Annotated in this window: 16 protein-coding genes; 8 read left to right on the plus strand and 8 right to left on the minus strand. The window is 62.2% G+C overall.

From position 1 onward, the window contains the following. The first annotated feature begins 45 nt into the window (after positions 1-45). A complete protein-coding gene (locus NKI19_RS22145; protein ID WP_352490211.1) occupies positions 46-498 on the plus strand; it encodes a nucleoside deaminase in 453 nt (150 codons plus the stop codon). Between the two features lie 85 nt (positions 499-583). Here NKI19_RS22145 and NKI19_RS22150 read toward each other — a convergent pair whose 3' ends face one another. Together NKI19_RS22150 and ileS are read right to left on the minus strand one after the other, a co-directional pair. Then, positions 584-1,264 carry a hypothetical protein gene (locus NKI19_RS22150; protein WP_352566395.1) on the minus strand — a complete coding sequence of 227 codons (681 nt, stop codon included), beginning with the start codon at positions 1,262-1,264 and terminating at the stop codon, positions 584-586. 195 nt (positions 1,265-1,459) lie between these two features. Further along, positions 1,460-4,450, minus strand: a complete 2,991-nt coding sequence (ileS, locus tag NKI19_RS22155) for an isoleucine--tRNA ligase (protein ID WP_352490213.1) — start codon at positions 4,448-4,450, stop codon at positions 1,460-1,462. 43 nt (positions 4,451-4,493) lie between these two features. Between ileS and NKI19_RS22160 the strand changes: the two genes are divergently transcribed. The 3 genes from NKI19_RS22160 to NKI19_RS22170 all read left to right on the plus strand — a co-directional run bounded on the left by NKI19_RS22160 (position 4,494) and on the right by NKI19_RS22170 (position 5,628). Further along, on the plus strand, positions 4,494-4,712 hold the full coding sequence (locus NKI19_RS22160) for a hypothetical protein (protein WP_352490214.1): 219 nt from the start codon (positions 4,494-4,496) through the stop codon (positions 4,710-4,712). Positions 4,713-4,788: 76 nt separating this feature from the next. Continuing rightward, complete coding sequence (locus tag NKI19_RS22165) at positions 4,789-5,190, plus strand: Xre family toxin-antitoxin system antitoxin (protein WP_352490215.1); 402 nt, start codon at positions 4,789-4,791, stop codon at positions 5,188-5,190. A 3-nt stretch (positions 5,191-5,193) separates the two neighbouring features. Next, entirely contained in the window at positions 5,194-5,628 is a 435-nt protein-coding gene (locus NKI19_RS22170; protein WP_352490216.1) for an RES family NAD+ phosphorylase, read from the plus strand. Between the two features lie 3 nt (positions 5,629-5,631). On the opposite strand, the gene NKI19_RS22175 is transcribed toward NKI19_RS22170, so the two are convergent. After that, the gene (locus NKI19_RS22175; protein WP_352566393.1) at positions 5,632-6,444 is read right to left on the minus strand and encodes a MipA/OmpV family protein; all 813 of its coding nucleotides are present in this window, start codon (positions 6,442-6,444) and stop codon (positions 5,632-5,634) included. 199 nt (positions 6,445-6,643) lie between these two features. After that, the gene (locus NKI19_RS22180) at positions 6,644-7,549 is read right to left on the minus strand and encodes an alpha/beta hydrolase (protein WP_352490218.1); all 906 of its coding nucleotides are present in this window, start codon (positions 7,547-7,549) and stop codon (positions 6,644-6,646) included. 280 nt (positions 7,550-7,829) lie between these two features. On the opposite strand from NKI19_RS22180, the gene NKI19_RS22185 reads away from it, so the two are divergent. After that, positions 7,830-8,384: an HdeD family acid-resistance protein gene (locus tag NKI19_RS22185; protein WP_352490219.1), complete on the plus strand. Its 555-nt coding sequence runs from the start codon at positions 7,830-7,832 to the stop codon at positions 8,382-8,384. A gap of 72 nt (positions 8,385-8,456) precedes the next feature. On the opposite strand, the gene NKI19_RS22190 is transcribed toward NKI19_RS22185, so the two are convergent. Together NKI19_RS22190 and NKI19_RS22195 are read right to left on the minus strand one after the other, a co-directional pair. Continuing rightward, a complete protein-coding gene (locus NKI19_RS22190) occupies positions 8,457-9,440 on the minus strand; it encodes a bifunctional riboflavin kinase/FAD synthetase (RefSeq protein WP_352490220.1) in 984 nt (327 codons plus the stop codon). Between the two features lie 9 nt (positions 9,441-9,449). Beyond that, the gene (locus NKI19_RS22195) at positions 9,450-10,310 is read right to left on the minus strand and encodes a TIGR01459 family HAD-type hydrolase (protein ID WP_352490221.1); all 861 of its coding nucleotides are present in this window, start codon (positions 10,308-10,310) and stop codon (positions 9,450-9,452) included. Between the two features lie 338 nt (positions 10,311-10,648). Here NKI19_RS22195 and NKI19_RS22200 point away from each other — a divergent pair, with 338 nt between their 5' ends. Both NKI19_RS22200 and NKI19_RS22205 read left to right on the plus strand, forming a co-directional pair. Further along, on the plus strand, positions 10,649-12,616 hold the full coding sequence (locus NKI19_RS22200; RefSeq protein WP_502899324.1) for a pilus assembly protein TadG-related protein: 1,968 nt from the start codon (positions 10,649-10,651) through the stop codon (positions 12,614-12,616). Between the two features lie 118 nt (positions 12,617-12,734). Next, complete coding sequence (locus tag NKI19_RS22205) at positions 12,735-13,367, plus strand: LysE family translocator (RefSeq protein WP_352490222.1); 633 nt, start codon at positions 12,735-12,737, stop codon at positions 13,365-13,367. Positions 13,368-13,373: 6 nt separating this feature from the next. On the opposite strand, the gene NKI19_RS22210 is transcribed toward NKI19_RS22205, so the two are convergent. After that, on the minus strand, positions 13,374-14,198 hold the full coding sequence (locus tag NKI19_RS22210; RefSeq protein WP_352566391.1) for a DUF2189 domain-containing protein: 825 nt from the start codon (positions 14,196-14,198) through the stop codon (positions 13,374-13,376). A gap of 235 nt (positions 14,199-14,433) precedes the next feature. Then, positions 14,434-15,183, minus strand: a complete 750-nt coding sequence (locus NKI19_RS22215; protein ID WP_352490358.1) for an SDR family oxidoreductase — start codon at positions 15,181-15,183, stop codon at positions 14,434-14,436. Between the two features lie 110 nt (positions 15,184-15,293). On the opposite strand from NKI19_RS22215, the gene NKI19_RS22220 reads away from it, so the two are divergent. After that, the gene (locus tag NKI19_RS22220; RefSeq protein ID WP_352490224.1) at positions 15,294-15,665 is read left to right on the plus strand and encodes a winged helix-turn-helix transcriptional regulator; all 372 of its coding nucleotides are present in this window, start codon (positions 15,294-15,296) and stop codon (positions 15,663-15,665) included. Positions 15,666-15,753: the final 88 nt, after the last annotated feature.

Below are 15,753 nucleotides of genomic sequence, written 5' to 3' on the forward strand. Positions count from 1 at the left end.
AGGATCGCGCTCTAGTGGCGAGGAGATAATCGGAATGGAAACCGCGTGAAGCGGCAGGATTTCATGGCGCTGGCGCTTAAGGAAGCCGAAGCCGCCGCCCAGCGTGGCGAGGTGCCGGTTGGCGCGGTCGTCGTCGGCGGCGATACGGTCGTTGCGAGTGCCGGCAACCGCACCCGCGAGTTCGCCGATCCCACCGCCCATGCCGAGATGCTGGCGATCCGCGAGGCCTGCCGCAAGCTTTCCAGCGAGCGGCTCAGCGGCCACGATCTCTATGTGACGCTGGAGCCGTGCGCCATGTGCGCCGGCGCCATCTCCTTCGCCAGGCTGCGCCGGCTCTATTTCGGCGCTGCCGACGAGAAGGGCGGCGCAGTGGTCAACGGCGTTCGCTTCTTCACGTCACCGACCTGCCACCATGTGCCCGACATCTATCCGGGCATCGCCGAGAACGCTGCAGCAGCGCTGCTGAAGGACTTTTTTCGCGAGCGACGCGGATCCTGATTTTCTGGTCCGGCAGACGGTCCAAATCCAAGTCAGCTGATCCAGGTCAGCCAATCCAGGCAAGAAAGTCTCTGGCGCCGTCAGCCTACCAGGGCAGCCAGTCGAACATGCCGCTGCTTTTGCTCTTCGCGGCCGCCTCCTTCTTGAGGCGTCGTTCCTTCTTGTACTCGTCCTCGCCGAGGTCGCCCTGCGGCGCGGTGGCGGCGGCAGCGCGGTATTGCACCGGCGGCTCGCTCAGATATCTACGGGTGGTCGGGTCGCCCTGTTTGCCTTCAGCCCGGCGGCGCATGACTTCCGCGGAGCGGGCCTTGTCCGAATCGGCCGGAGTCCAGGCTGGCGGGTGGCTCGAGCCCGACTGCTTCAGCGCGGCCTTGACCGACGCCGGATCCGTCTGCACGTCATCGATGACCTGCGCCTGGTAGGCCGGGTCGTCCTGATGCAGGGTGGCATCGGCGCGCAGGCGGGCACGGCGCTGCTCCGGCGATTCGGGCCATTCGGCACTCGCCGTCTCGATGCTTTCCTGCGGCGGCGGCAAGACTTCCTTCTGCCCCGGCCCCGGCTTCACCAGCGTGGGGCGCGGCTTGTAGTCGATACTATCCTTGCGCTTGGGTGCGAACGAAAAAGCCCCGGTGAGGTCGCCGGCAAGCTGCGCGCCCGCGGTCTTGTCGGTTCCGTAAGTGGGCGAGCCCATGCAGCCGGACAAAGCGAGGCCCGATATGACAAGCGGCGCCAGCAGCGCAACGCGCGCGTAAGTTCTCTCGGTCATGCCAAAAAGTCCCACTGTAGACAGCCTCTCGATTGCCGCCGGCCAAAGAAAGGTCCGGTCCCCATCGCCTATGCTCTTCCGACGGAATTCCGGCGACAATTTGTCGTCCGGAGTTTCGCGTGTTTACCTCAACCACTCGTTAAGGGCAACGCGCGGGGGCCGATCGGCCGCCCGCCGTGGCATTTGTGCACCGCCTTAAAGGCGGCTCAAAGCCTTCAGCTCATGCAGGACAGCGGCGTCACGGGCCGAAACATCCGGGAATTCCGGATCTGAGCCGACATCGGCGGTGTAGCGCCAGGAGCGCGCGCACTTCACCAGGCCGCGGTCCTCCGCCTTCTCGACGACCACGGCGACGCCCTTGACATCGTCGAGGGTAAAGCTGCCCGCCGGCGCCTTGCCGTGCACGATAACCAGATCGCTGGTGATCGCCATCTCGGCCATGTCGACATCGGCGATCGCCGCTTCGAGCGCAGTATCGTCGAGGGTGACGACCGGCACCGCTTCCAGCGAAGAGCCGATGACCTTCTGCGCACGGGCGATTTCCAGCGCGCCGGTGACGACACGGCGGACCTGCCGCACCTTGCGCCACTTCTCCGACAGCGCCTCGTTCTTCCAGTCCGCCGGGATCTCCGGGAACTGGTCGAGATGGAGAGAGACCGCATCCGGATGACGGTCGAGCCAAGCCTCTTCCATGGTGAAGGGCAGCATCGGCGCCAGCCATTTCACCAGGCAGTCGAAGAGATGGCGCACCACCTGGACGGAAGCCTTGCGCTTCACGCTGGAAGGCGCTTCGCAGTAAAGCGCGTCCTTGCGGATGTCGAAATAGAAGGCCGACAGTTCGACCACCATGAAGTCGAGCAGCGCGCGGGTGATGCGCTTGAATTCGAAGGCGTCGTAGCCCGAGCGTACGACTTCATCGAGCTCAGCGAGCCGATGCAGCATCAGCCGCTCCAGCTCCGGCATCTTGTCCAGCGGCACCTCCTCGCCATCGTCATGGGCGAGCGTGCCCAGCATCCAGCGGATGGTGTTGCGCAGCTTGCGGTAGGCGTCGATATTGGTCTGCAGCACGTTCTTGCCGAGCCGCTGGTCTTCCCAATAATCGGTCGTCACCACCCACAGCCGCAAGATGTCGGCGCCGGACTGTTTGATGACGTCCTGCGGCACGACGGTGTTGCCGAGCGACTTCGACATTTTCCGCCCCTCCTCATCCATGGTGAAGCCATGGGTGACGACGGTGTCGTAGGGCGCCCTGCCCCTGGTGCCGCAGCTTTCGAGCAGCGAGGAGTGGAACCAGCCGCGATGCTGATCGGAGCCTTCAAGATAGACGTCGGCCGGCCATTTCAGATCGGGCCGGTCCTCAAGCGTGAAGGCATGCGTCGAGCCTGAATCGAACCAGACATCGAGGATGTCCATGACCTGCTGCCATTTCGAGGCATCGTGATTGCCGAGGAAACGCTCCTTGGCGCCGGCGGCGAACCAGGCGTCGGCGCCTTCTTTCTCGAAAGCGTCCATGATGCGCTGGTTGACTGCCTCGTCGCGCAGCACGTTGCCGTCGGCATCGGCAAAGACGGCGATCGGCACGCCCCAGGCGCGCTGGCGCGACAGCACCCAGTCCGGGCGCTCCTCGATCATGGCGCGGATGCGGTTCTGGCCGGCGGCGGGCACGAAGCGGGTATCGTCGATGGCTTTCAGGGCGCGGCTGCGCAGCGTCGTGCCGTCGCCAAGCTCCTTGTCCATATAGACGAACCATTGCGGCGTGTTGCGGAAGATGATCGGCTTCTTCGAGCGCCAGGAATGCGGATAGGAGTGCTTCAGCCGGCCGCGCGCGAACAGCGCGTTGCGCTTGATCAGCTCGTCGATGACGGCCTGGTTGGCGTTGCCCTTCTTGCCATTGTCGTCGATGACGCGCGCCGCTCCACCCTCGCGGCCCGGGCCGAAGCCCGGCGCGTCCTTGGTGAAGAAGCCGGCATCGTCGACGGTGAAGGGGATCGTGGTGTCGATGCCACGCTGGCGAAGATCAGAGGCGGCATCCATCCAGGCGTCGAAGTCTTCCCGGCCGTGTCCCGGCGCGGTGTGGACGAAACCGGTGCCGGCATCGTCGGTGACATGATCGCCGGCGAGCATCGGCACGGGAAAATCGTAGCCGCCGCCCATACCTTTGAGGGGATGCGAAAGCGTAAGGTTTTCAAGTTCTTCGGCGCCAACGTTGCGAAGCCGATTCAGAGTGACCTTGGCCTTCGCGGCAGCGTCGTCGGCAAGCTTCTCGGCAAGGATCAGCTTTTCGCCGGGCTGAGGACCAAAGGCGTTCTCGGCCGCCGCAACCTCGTAGAGACCATAGTTGATACGCGGCGAGTAGTTGACGGCGCGATTGCCGGGGATTGTCCACGGCGTCGTGGTCCAGATGACGACGTTGGCATCAAGCAGATCGAGCGAGGTCTGCGTCAGCTTGGGATCCAGGGCTGGCTGCCCCTCCTCGATGTTGATGACCTGGCGAGCGAGGCTGACGACCGGAAACTTCGCCCAGATCGTGTCCGACTCATAGTCCTGGTATTCGACCTCCGCCTCGGCCAGCGCGGTGCGCTCGACGACGCTCCACATCACCGGCTTGGAGCCGCGATAGAGCTGGCCGGACATGGCGAATTTCAGCAACTCGCCGGCGATGCGCGCCTCGGCGTGGAAAGCCATCGTCGTATAGGGATTGTCGAAGTCGCCGACGACGCCAAGGCGCTGGAATTCGGAACCCTGCACCTTGATCCAGTGCGCCGCAAACTCGCGGCATTCCTGCCGGAACTCGTTGACCGGCACCTCGTCCTTGTTCTTGCCCTTGGCGCGGTACTGCTCCTCGATCTTCCATTCGATCGGCAGGCCGTGGCAATCCCAACCGGGTACATAGTTCGAGTCATAGCCGCGCATCTGGAATGAGCGGGTGATGACGTCCTTGAGGATCTTGTTCAGCGCATGGCCGATATGGATGTTGCCATTGGCATAGGGCGGGCCGTCGTGCAGCACGTATTTTTCGCGGCCGGCTGCGTCTTCGCGCAGCTTGCGGTAAAGGTCCATATCCTGCCAGCGCTTGACCAGCAGCGGTTCCTTTTCCGGCAAACCGGCGCGCATCGGAAAATCCGTCTGCGGCAGGTAGAGCGTTTTGGAATAGTCGATCGTCTCGGCGGTCTCGGTATCAGTCATTCGTCTGCCATATGCGTTGCCCGGCGGCGAAAGAGCCCGGGCGTTGAACTATCATGATCTGGAAAAAGCGCGAGAGGCCGCGCGCAAGATTCCCGGCGGCTCCGGCGGCGGTCAGGCCGCCCGGAACACCGGGCCTGTAATTCGTATCGCAGTCGCGAGAAGGCGCGAAAAGCTCGTCATGGCTGGGCTTTTAACCGACACAGGCGATATTGAAAAGCCCGAACTCTCGGCGGTTTCCTGTCGGGGGCATCATGGTCGCTAGTTTGTTGTCGTGGTTTTCCTTGCATGATGTGCCACTTGCGCCTATGTCTAGGGGCAAGTGGCAGCGGAGCCAGCCCATGTCTAGTCTGCATATCAAGGTTCGCCCAGAAGCCGACACCGCGATCCCCGATACCGCGACAGAACGGTTTCTTGTTCATGTCACCAGGGTCGAAGGGCTCCGTCAACGGGGCTTCAGTAGTGATGAAATCTACAAGATCGTTGGCCCGCGACGGACCTTGGCGCGTCGTAAAGAGCGAAACGAGACTCTGACGATCGCCGAATCCGACCGCGTCCAGCGACTTGAGCGGGTTTCAGCGATGGCGGACCGGGTTTTCGGCAGTCATGAAAAGGCGCAGCGTTGGTTACGCAAGCGCAGCAGAGTGCTCAACGAGATACCGATCAACCTCTTGCGGTCCGAGACGGGTGCCGTCCTGGTGGAAGAAGAGCTCCATCGCATCGATTACGGCATTTTCGCCTAACATATGCGGTTGTGGCGCATTTCCAGCTACGCCGATCTCTCCGGCGCTGGTGGCATGGTCAGCGCCGGCCGTTGGCACGTGATGGGGACGCCGATCGTCTACTGCGCCGATCATCCAGCTACAGCGCTTCTCGAAATTCTGGTGCATGTGGACGCGGAAGACCTGCCCCAGACCTATCAGCTTCTGGAAATCGAAGTGCCGGACAGCGTTACCGTTGCATCTCCGGAATTATCTGATGACTGGAAGGACGATACGGCCACGACGCAGCGGCTCGGCACGGACTTTATCGCCACAGCCAAGCACGCGGTTATGGAAGTCCCTTGTGTGATCGTCCCGTTTACAAGGAACTATCTCTTCAACCCAGATTTGCTGACGCGCGACGGCATCCACATCGTTGAGGTCACAACGCATCCCATCGATACGCGATTGCTGGGGTAGACATCACATCGAGAAATCGAAGCGATAGGTCGTCGACACGCCGATCATGAACTGATCCCTGGAGCCGCGCTCCTTGACCAGGCTGGAATCGGCGGCCGGGCCCATCAGGCGGGAATATTCGCCGAACAGGCTGGCCGTCATCGGCTCGGTCACCTTCCAGGTCACTGCGCCGCCCCGGCCCGCCGACCTCACCCCGCCGCCGGGATGATATTCGCTGAGCCCCGAGGCCAGGGACTCCTTGGCATCAACGCCGTAGTAGGCGTCGAAATAGTCCGATGAGGCGAACGAAACGCGCGGTCCGCCCGAAATCCTGACATCGGGCGTCACATCGTAAAAGGCGTCGGCGGCGATGTCGGCGACAAAGCCATTATGGGCGCGAATGCCGTGCCGCAACTCGGCGCGGGCACGCAGCCAATCCAAAGGATAGAACTCGAAGAAGCCGCCGGCCTCGCCGCCCCAGCGCACCGGGTCGAGGCCTTTCAATTCGTCGGCGTCACCACCGTCGCGGGAAAACAGGAACTTGCCTGTCAGGCCGGCGCGGACGCCGCCATCGTCGATCAATGCCAATGAGATATTGTCGTTGCGCGAGGTGAAGCGCGCCGCGGGACCAGCCTTGCCGAGCGAGATGATCGGCGAGGCGCTGAGCAGGTACTTCTTGCCGCCCTCGAAATTCGGGGCAACCATGCCGGTGGCGCCGACCGTCAGGTACCAGTCTCCGGACAGCCAGCCGAAGGTGCCCTCGCCGGCCTTGGCAAGGCCGCAGGTGCCGAGCATGAATGCGGCCAAGACCGTCGGGATCGTCGGGACAGACCGCATCGCTACTCCATACGTCGAACGCATTGGCCGATACAACCAGCCTTGACTGAAGCCATGGCGCCGTTTCGGTAAAATTTGACTTAATGTCCGTAACATCGGCGGCGTTGGCCGGCCTGTTCTGCATTGCAGTCGATTGTTTGGCGCACCAAGGCCCCAGATCAAGATGGCTGGGATACGCTCGCAGTTGCCTCGGCAGGGGTTACAAACATTCGCGGACAAACATGCCTGCGCTGTGAAGCGCGCGGCGACCGGCGCTCAACCCTGCATTCCAAACCGGCCAAGCGTGAATCATATGCGGCCAAATTTCGAGACGTACTTTGACGTCAGCCGCGCCAGCGGCTTCGGCGAGTCGAGTTGCGTCCGACAACAGCGTCTCGGCCGAACCGGCTTGTATCAGCATTGGGGGAAATCCGCTCAGATCGGCGAACAAAGGCGAGATCAGCGGATCGCGCCGACCAACGCCATTGGGAACATAGGCGGCTGCCAGTTCCTCCAAATACGCCCGGTGGATGATAGGGTCGATTGCGTCCTTGGTTGAGAGTGTCACGCCGGACATCGATAGGTCCGTCCAGGGCGAAACCAGCCAAAGACATCGCGGCAACGGCTCGCCTGCCGTGCGCAATATACTGACCAGGCACAGAGTGAGGTTGCCGCCCGCACTGTCTCCGCCAACCACGATACGATCCGACGCGATGCCTTGCCGGCTCAGAAAGCGCCATGCGGCAAGTGCGTCTTCATGTTGCGCAGGGAAAGGATGTTCCGGTGCGCGGCGATAGTCGATCGCGAGGGTGCGCATTCTCATTGCCCGACCTGCCTCGGTCACCATTCGACGATGACTTTTAAGAGAGCCGGAGCAGTAGCCACCACCGTGGAAAAACAGCAGAACCTTGTCCCTGTCGCTCCCGGGCGCCAGCGACCACTCTCCCGCGAGGCCATCGAAAACCACATCTTCGCATCGGATGTCCTCCGCAACCGGCCACACCGAACCGACTTCGTCGAGCCGTGCCCGGCGTTCGTCCCAGCGGACCGTTCGAGGCTTTGAGGTCAACAGCCTGCGGACGGCGTTGATCTCTGTCAGATCGAGGTGTTCGTCCACATCGCCCATTTTGCTCCCCTAGCCTCATCAAGCGTAGAAAAACAGCGTACAGCAGCAGCAACAACGGGACGACGGGTCGCCGCCGTAAACCCGCTTGTCATCTTTAGCACCGGCCCACCCCCGCACATGATCGAATATTCCATCTGGTATTTGGCCGCTTCGGGTCAAAAACGGAGGTTTAGCGGACCGCTCCGGAGTGTGGCGCTCACAGCCTGCTCGCTGGACGGGCAAGGCGATCGGCGCTACCTTCCGGAACAAAGAAGCCAGGCGACCTTGAGGGAGAAGGGCAATGACCGTGCACAGCGATGCCATGATAGATGCGATCAGCCAGACGCGGTCGAAATGGGGATGGTTCGTCGCGCTCGGGGTGCTGCTGCTTGTCTTCGGCGGCATCGCCTTCGGCAATCTGTTCATCGCAACCGTCGCCTCCGTCTTTGTCGTGGGCTGGCTGATGCTGATGGCCGGCATTGTCGAGATCATCCATGCCTTCGGCGTGAAGACATGGGGCCGCTTCTTCTATTGGCTGCTCAGCGGCCTCCTCTACGCCGTCGCCGGCTTCTTCGCCTTCGACAATCCGGTCCTCGCCTCGACGGTGCTGACCTTCCTCCTGGCGGTCGCACTGCTTGCCTCAGGCGCGCTCAGGGCCTGGGTAGGCTACAGCCACCGGCCGCAGCCGGGCTGGGGCTGGGTGGTCGCGGCCGGCATCATCAGCGCACTGGCGGGACTGGTCATCGCCATGGGCTGGCCGGTCAACAGCGTGTGGGTGCTCGGCCTGTTCCTGGCCGTCGACCTGATCTTCCAGGGCTGGACCTTCATCGCCCTTGGGCTGGCACTGAAGAGATAAATTCTGGTTGAGCTTAATCGGAAAACCGGTTCCCACTTTTTGCTTCGCTGACCTTCAGTTCGGGACCATGCTCTAAAAAGCTATGGCCGCGTCCAGCCCGGAAAGCGGCCTGACGCCGGCGAGCAGTGCCTTCGCCTCGGCCTCGTCGCGCTTCATCTGGCCGACTAGCGCGTCAAGCCCGTCGAACTTCACCTCCGAGCGCAGGTAGCCGAAGAAGGACACGGCACAAATCTCGCCATAGAGGTCGCCGGAAAAGTCGAAGACGAAGGTCTCCAGCAGCGGCGCGCCATTGTCGTCGACCGTCGGCCGGCGGCCGAAGCTGGCGACGCCATCATGCAGCGAACCGTCGGCGCGGCGGAAGCGGACGGCATAAATCCCTTCTTTGAGGGTGGCTTCCGGCGAAAGCCTCATGTTTGCGGTCGGAAAGCCAAGCGTCCGGCCGAGCTGCTGGCCGCCGATCACCTCCGCCTCGACGGTGAAACGATAGCCGAGCAAGCCGGCGGCCTCGGCCACATTGCCCTCGCACAGCAGCGTGCGTATGCGGCTCGACGACACCACCTCGGCGCTTTCGTCGCGAAACGCATCGACCAGCGTGACGCCGAAGCCGTGGCGCTCGCCGGCAGCCATCAGATAGGCCGGGCCGCCCTGGCGGTCCTTGCCGAAATGGAAATCGAAGCCGGTGACGGCGTGGCTTATGCCGAGGTTGCGCTCGAGCACGCCGGTGACGAAAGCTTCCGCCGACAAGGAGGCGAACTCGCGTGTGAACGGCTGCTCGACCAGCGCCGCAAAGCCCAGGTGCGACAATAGCCGCGCCTTCATCGGCGGCGGCGTCAGCACGAACAGCGGCATGTCCGGCCTGAACACCTTTCGCGGATGCGGTACGAAGGTCAGCACCAGGGCGGGTACGCCGCGACGCTCCGCCTCGGCGCGCGCGCGTTCGAGCACCGCCTGGTGGCCGCGGTGGACGCCGTCGAAATTGCCGATAGCCACCACGCCGCCGCGCAGATGAGCCGGCAGCGGCGCGGTTGCGGAAATGCGTTCGAACATTGCCGTCATGGCTTGAACCTATTGCAGTCTGGGAATCACCGCGACCGGCCTATAGCCGTATTTTTCCAGGAAGGCCGCGAGCCTTGCCGGATCCGGCTGCAGCGCTTCACCGTAATCGCGGGCATGGATGCCGCCCGATACGTAGAGCACGTCGAAGCCATTGTCGGCCGCGCCCTTGATGTCGGTCATCATACCGTCGCCGATGGCCAGAACTTGCGAACGCTCGACCGGGCGGCCGAGAATGACGGCGATCTCCTTCATGGCGACGTCATAGACCGGCGCGTAGGGTTTGCCGGCGATCAGCGTGCGTCCGCCAAGCTGTGCGTATTCGCGGGCCAAAGCGCCTGCGCACCAGATCATGCGTTCGCCGCGCTCGACGACGATGTCGGGATTGGCGCAAATGAAGGGCAGGTTCCTAGCACGCAGCCTCTGCAGAAGATCGGCATAATCTTCCGGCTTCTCCACCTCGTCGTCGAACAGGCCGGTGCAGACCACACCGGATGCTTCGAACTCCTCGACGAGTTCGACGTCGAGGCCGTCATAGAGCGTGAAATCCCGATCGGCGCCAATATGAAAGATCTTTCGCGGCCCTTCGGCGATTAGGTCGCGGGTAACGTCGCCGGACGTCACGACACGGTCGTAGGCGGCGGGAGGGACGCCGATGGCGTTCATCTGCGCCACCACGTCGGCGCTGCGGCGCGGCGAATTGGTGATCAGCACGACAGGTATTTTCGCCGCGCGAGCAGTGATCAGCGCGGCAGCCGCCGCGGGGAAATGCCATTCACCATTGTGCACCACGCCCCAGACGTCGCACAGGATGGCTGAATAGGCTCCCGACAGGTCTGCGAGCGAACCGATGATGTCGGGCGAATCCGCCATGCCGTTGTCCCTGTACCATGATGCTTGCAAGCGCCGCGACCGACGGTCCGTAGCGGCCGGCCCGGATTAACCGAAGCGCTTCGCCATGTCACCAGCTTTCGTTGTGTCCGCAAGATTGTCGTCCGGCGACGCCGACGAGGAAATGATGGTGAAAGTTTTTCTTTTCCAGCGCCTTATCCCCTTTTTTAGAGGTTTTGCCGCGGGAAGCCCGGAGCAGCATTGCCGATTGCGGACGTGTGGTTAACGGGGATTGAAAAACCGTACCGGCCTTGAACGCATTTCAGCAATCGGAAATTTAAACATGCGTGGCATCGTCCGGAAAAATGGGGCGGGCGGGAATGCTGAAGGCAATAATCGGAAAATTCCGATACGACAGACGTGGCAACTACTCCTTAATGACTGCAATCACCATTGTGCCGCTGATGGCCGGTCTGGCGCTCAGTGTCGATTACGGGGAGTTGCTGCGCCAAAAGCACGAAACGGTGAACGCACTTGATGCGGCCGGCCTCGCCGCCGCCCAGCAGATCGTCGCCGGCGCCAGCGACGATGACGTCAAGGCCTACGCCAAGACATTTTTCGAAACCAATCTCGCACGCATCGACCCGGCGAACACAGCGCTGACCGTCACGCTGCCCAACAACAATGCCGGCGGCGGCACCTTGAAGCTCTGCGCCGGCCTCACCTTCCACCCCTATTTTCTACCGGCCGCCAGCCTGCTGATCGGCGGCACGGCAGGTGACACGACCTTCACCGAATGTTCGGAACTCCGTCTTAAGAACACCCTCGAAGTCGCGCTGGTGCTGGATAATTCAGGCTCGATGAGCGATCTCGGCTCCGGCACCGGCGAGAAGCGAATAGACTTGCTGAAGTTGGCCGCAAAGCAGCTTGTCGATACGCTGGCGCTTCAAGCGCAGCAGATGAAGCAGATCACCAAACCGGTGCAGTTTTCTCTCGTGCCGTTTGCGGCCTCGGTCAATGTCGGCCCTACCCACGACCAGGACGGCTGGATGGATCAGGACGGCATCTCCCCGATCCAGCACGAGGATTTCGACTGGACGACGATGAGCGCTGCCAACAATCCGGACAAATACGCCGAGAAGCTCAATGGCATCTGGTACAAGCGCGGCGCCGGCTGGGGCGAGACCAAGGACCAGCCGCTGACCCGTTTCAGCCTCTACGCAGACATGACGGTCGAATCGGGCCGCGAAGAGGTACCCAATTCGAAGCAATATGTCTGCGACACATACAAGAAGAACGGCACCTGCCAGTACGGCCATTGGAGCGCACCGGAATATATCTACACCACTAGTCGCTATGCGAGCTGGCAAGGTTGCGTCGAGGCACGGCCATATCCCTACAACGTCGACGACACCACGCCCGACACAGCCGCGCCGGCCACGCTTTTCGTGCCGATGTTCGCCCCGGACGAGGCTGGCACTCTGTGGCTCGATTTCAACCGTGACGGCATCAACGACGTCATCAGCACGTCCTACAATTACGGCAACAACTGGTGGGCCGATTGGCCCTATGTCGCCGGTCCTACCGCTTCCCAGCGCCAGTCTGACATGCGCAAATATTTCCTGTTAAAACCATACGGTTCGCAATCCGCAGCCGCGGGCGATGGCCCGAACTCCTCCTGCACCACAAACCCGATCACGCCGTTGAAAGACGTCAGCCAGGACGCCGAGAAGCAGGAGATCAAGGACGCCATCGACGCCATGGCGCCGAACGGCAACACCAACGTACCGGAGGGACTTGCCTGGGGCTGGCGAACGGTATCGAGCAACCCACCGTTCACCGATGGCCGGCCGAACAGCGAGAGGGGCAACGACAAGGTGGTCGTGGTGCTGACCGACGGAGCTAATACCTATAGCGCCGTCAGCGACGGCAGCTACGCCAACAACAGGTCGACCTACGCCGCCTACGGCTACACTGGCCTGACCTATCCGGGATCTGGAAGCGTGACCCGCCTGTTCATGAATACCAGCACCGATATCGGCAAGACCACCTATACCGGTGCCAACTACACGGCAGCACTCGACGAGCAGATGAAAACGCTCTGCGCCAATGCAAAGAATTCGAACATTCTGGTGATGACGGTGGCGCTCGACCTGTCGCCCACAGATGCCAGCGACAAGAAGGCAATCGATGCGCTGAAGGCATGTTCCTCGGATTCGCGCTTCCGCAAGGATTCGGCCGACCCGAGCAAGCCTGCCAAGCTGTTCTGGAATGCAACCGGCGCGACGCTGTCCGACAATTTCAAGGAAATCGCCAACGAATTGTCGAACCTGCGCATCGTCGGCTGAAGGCGATCGGATTGGCGACTAAGGCAGGGGCCCGGCGCGCTGGCGCAAAGGCTCCTGCCCTCATGCCCTTGCGGGTGATGGAAGCATGTGGTGAGTGTCCTCATCCGGAGATGCGCTCTTGCCTGAACCCGCCAACCACCTTGCCTTTGCGCTGGTCTGCCTCGGCATGGTGCTGACGCCCGGCCCGAACATGATCTATCTGATCTCGCGCTCGCTGTCGCAAGGGCCGAAGGCCGGGCTGATCTCGCTGGGCGGCGTGGCGCTCGGGTTCTTGTTCTACGTGCTGTCGGCGGCGTTCGGCATCACCGCGCTGCTGCTCGCCGTGCCCTTTGCCTATGATGTGCTGCGCCTTGCCGGCGCGCTCTATTTGCTGTGGCTCGCCTGGCAAGCGGTGAAGCCCGGCGGGCGCTCGCCGTTCCAGATCCGCGAACTACCGAAAGACAGGCCGCGCAAGCTGTTCGCCATGGGGCTGATGACCAACCTGCTCAACCCAAAGGTGGCAGTGCTCTATCTGTCGCTGCTGCCGCAATTCATCAGCCCCGGCAAGGGGCATGTGCTGTCGCAGCTTCTGGTGCTCGGTGCCACGCAGGTCGCGATCAGCCTGACCGTCAACGCCATCATCGCGGTGACGGCCGGCTCAATTGCCATCTTCCTAGCCGGGCGGCCGCTATGGCTGGTGATCCAGCGCTGGCTGATGGGCACGGTGCTGACCGCGCTGGCCGTCAAGATGGCAACCGACGCGCAACGCTGATCGGTCCTACATCGGCCCCCTGACCTGCTCTGTCCGCTCCGGTTCGACCACCCTGCGGTAGAGATGCCAAGTCGCATGGCCAAGGATGGGCATGACGACGGCAAGCCCGGCAAATAGCGGGATCGAGCCGATGACCAGGAGCACGGCAACCATCAGGCCCCACAGCGCCATCTGCAGCGGGTTTGTCAAGACCGCGCGCGCCGACGTCTCGACTGCCGAGACCGCGCCGACATCGCGGTCGAGCAGCAGCGGAAAGGCGACGACGGTCGTCGCCAGCACGACCGCGGCGAAGGCGAACCCGGCCAGGTTGCCGAGCAGGATCAGCGTCCAGCCTTTGCTGGTCGTCAGCACCTCGCGAATAAAGCCGACAATAGAGGTCGGAGGCTGATTGCCGTACAGGCTGGTGTAGATCGATTGCGCGGTGAACAGCCAGAGCAGGAACAGTACCACCAGCATGATGCCGATGACTGCAATCGCGGGCAGCGCCGGCGAGTGGCGCACGTCGAGCGCATGCCACCAGGATGTATCCATGCCGAACTCGCGCCGGCGGCTGATTTCGTAAAGGCCGATAGCGGCAAACGGACCGACCAAAGCGAAGCCGGACATCAGCGGATAGATGAGTTGGATGGCGTTCGAGCCCGATGTCCACTGCGTCAGGATAAGGCCGACCACCGGATAGATCAGACACAGGAACACGTAATGCGACGGCTTGGCCCAGAAATCCTCTACGCCGAGACGGAGCGCATCGAGCAGATCCTCGGTGCTGATGCGGCGCACCGTGGGCTGTACATGCATTCCACGTGCGTCCGCCATGACATGAAAGCCGGCCATAACCTTTCTCCCGTGTGTCGGGACGGTCACCGCCAGGATGGCCGCCCGCAGCTGCCACTTCAAGAAACAGGCACTATGGTAGTCGATTTAGGGGTGATTGTCGCCAAGTCGATGGTCGCGATGGTAAATCCGGATAGAGCGGGATGCATTGGATTGCACGGGGCATCCCGCTCTATCTGTTTGTTTCAGCCGCATTTGTGCGACGCCAAGTGTAACCACTTGGCTGCAAAATGCTCTAGAGGTTTCCGACGCCGCCATCGACGAGCAGTTCCGTGCCAACGACGAAGCTCGACTCATCCGATGCTAGAAACACCGCCGCCTTGGCGAGTTCCCAGGGTTTGCCCATCCGGCCGATCGGCACTAGCGCGCGTATCTGATCGCCCAGCGCCTTCTCTTCTGCTTCTGGCAAACCCAGCTTGCCCAGGGCCGGCGTCTCGGTCGGCCCGGGGCTGAGGCCATTGACGCGAATACCGCGCTCGATCATCTCACCCGAGAGGGTGCGCGCCAACGACAGGAGGCCAGCCTTGCTGGCGGCGTAGGCGCTGCTCTGGGGCAGGCCGATATGGGCACTGACCGAACCGCACAGGATGATCGACGACGGGTTGGAGAACATCGGCAACAGGGCTTGGATCAAAAAGAACGGCCCCTTGAGATTGGTCTGCATCAGACGGTCATAGACCACCTCGTCCCAATCCTGCAGCGGCTGATGCATCACATCGCCGGCGTTGATGTTCAGTATATCGAGCCGAGGCCAGCACTGCGCGAGTTCGGCGGCAAGCGCGCGCTGATCGGCAAGATTGCCGGCATCATTCCTGATCACCTGCGCCGATCCGCCCAGTTCGCGCTGCGCAGCCTCCAGCCCGGATGGGCTCCTGCCGGTGATTGCCACTGTAGCGCCCTCGGCCAGGAACTGGCGCGCGGTTTCGAGGCCGATGCCGCTGGTTGCCCCGGTAATGAGGGCATATCTGCCTTTCAAGCGACCCATGATTTGGCGACCCATTATTTGCCTTCCCAAAGACGATGAGAACGGCATTGTCGACATGATAGTATGCTTTGTATAGTAGGCACCGAATGGGTACTAAAGGAAATAATTTCATGGCGCAGGCAAAAGCCATCGAGGTAACGCCAGTCGAAGGCGGAAATGGCGCGACCGATCGTTGCCCGATGATCGATTTCGTCAATCTAGTTTCGGGAAAATGGGCCATTCCCATTCTTTATCGCCTGATCGTCACCGGTTGTCCGATCCGCTTCGGCGAGCTCCAGAGGGCCGTCGCACCGATTACGCAAAAGGAGCTCACGCGGCAGCTGCGCCTGTTCGAACATCGCGGTCTGGTCTATCGGAGGGTCTATGCCGAGATGCCGCCGCGCGTGGAGTATGAGATAACGCCGCTGGGCAGAACCTTGCGTGGCACGCTGGATTCGCTGGCCGACTGGATGCGTGTCAACGCATCCCACCTGATCACCTGACTGATTGTGGACGGATTGTTTGCCCTGCCCGGCCAAAGCCACGGGCGGTCACCACGCGGCGCCACACTTTGGCGCCGCGCGGCTGAGC

The sequence above is a fragment of the Mesorhizobium sp. M0751 genome (genome assembly GCF_040320265.1).
Classification (GTDB): domain Bacteria; phylum Pseudomonadota; class Alphaproteobacteria; order Rhizobiales; family Rhizobiaceae; genus Mesorhizobium.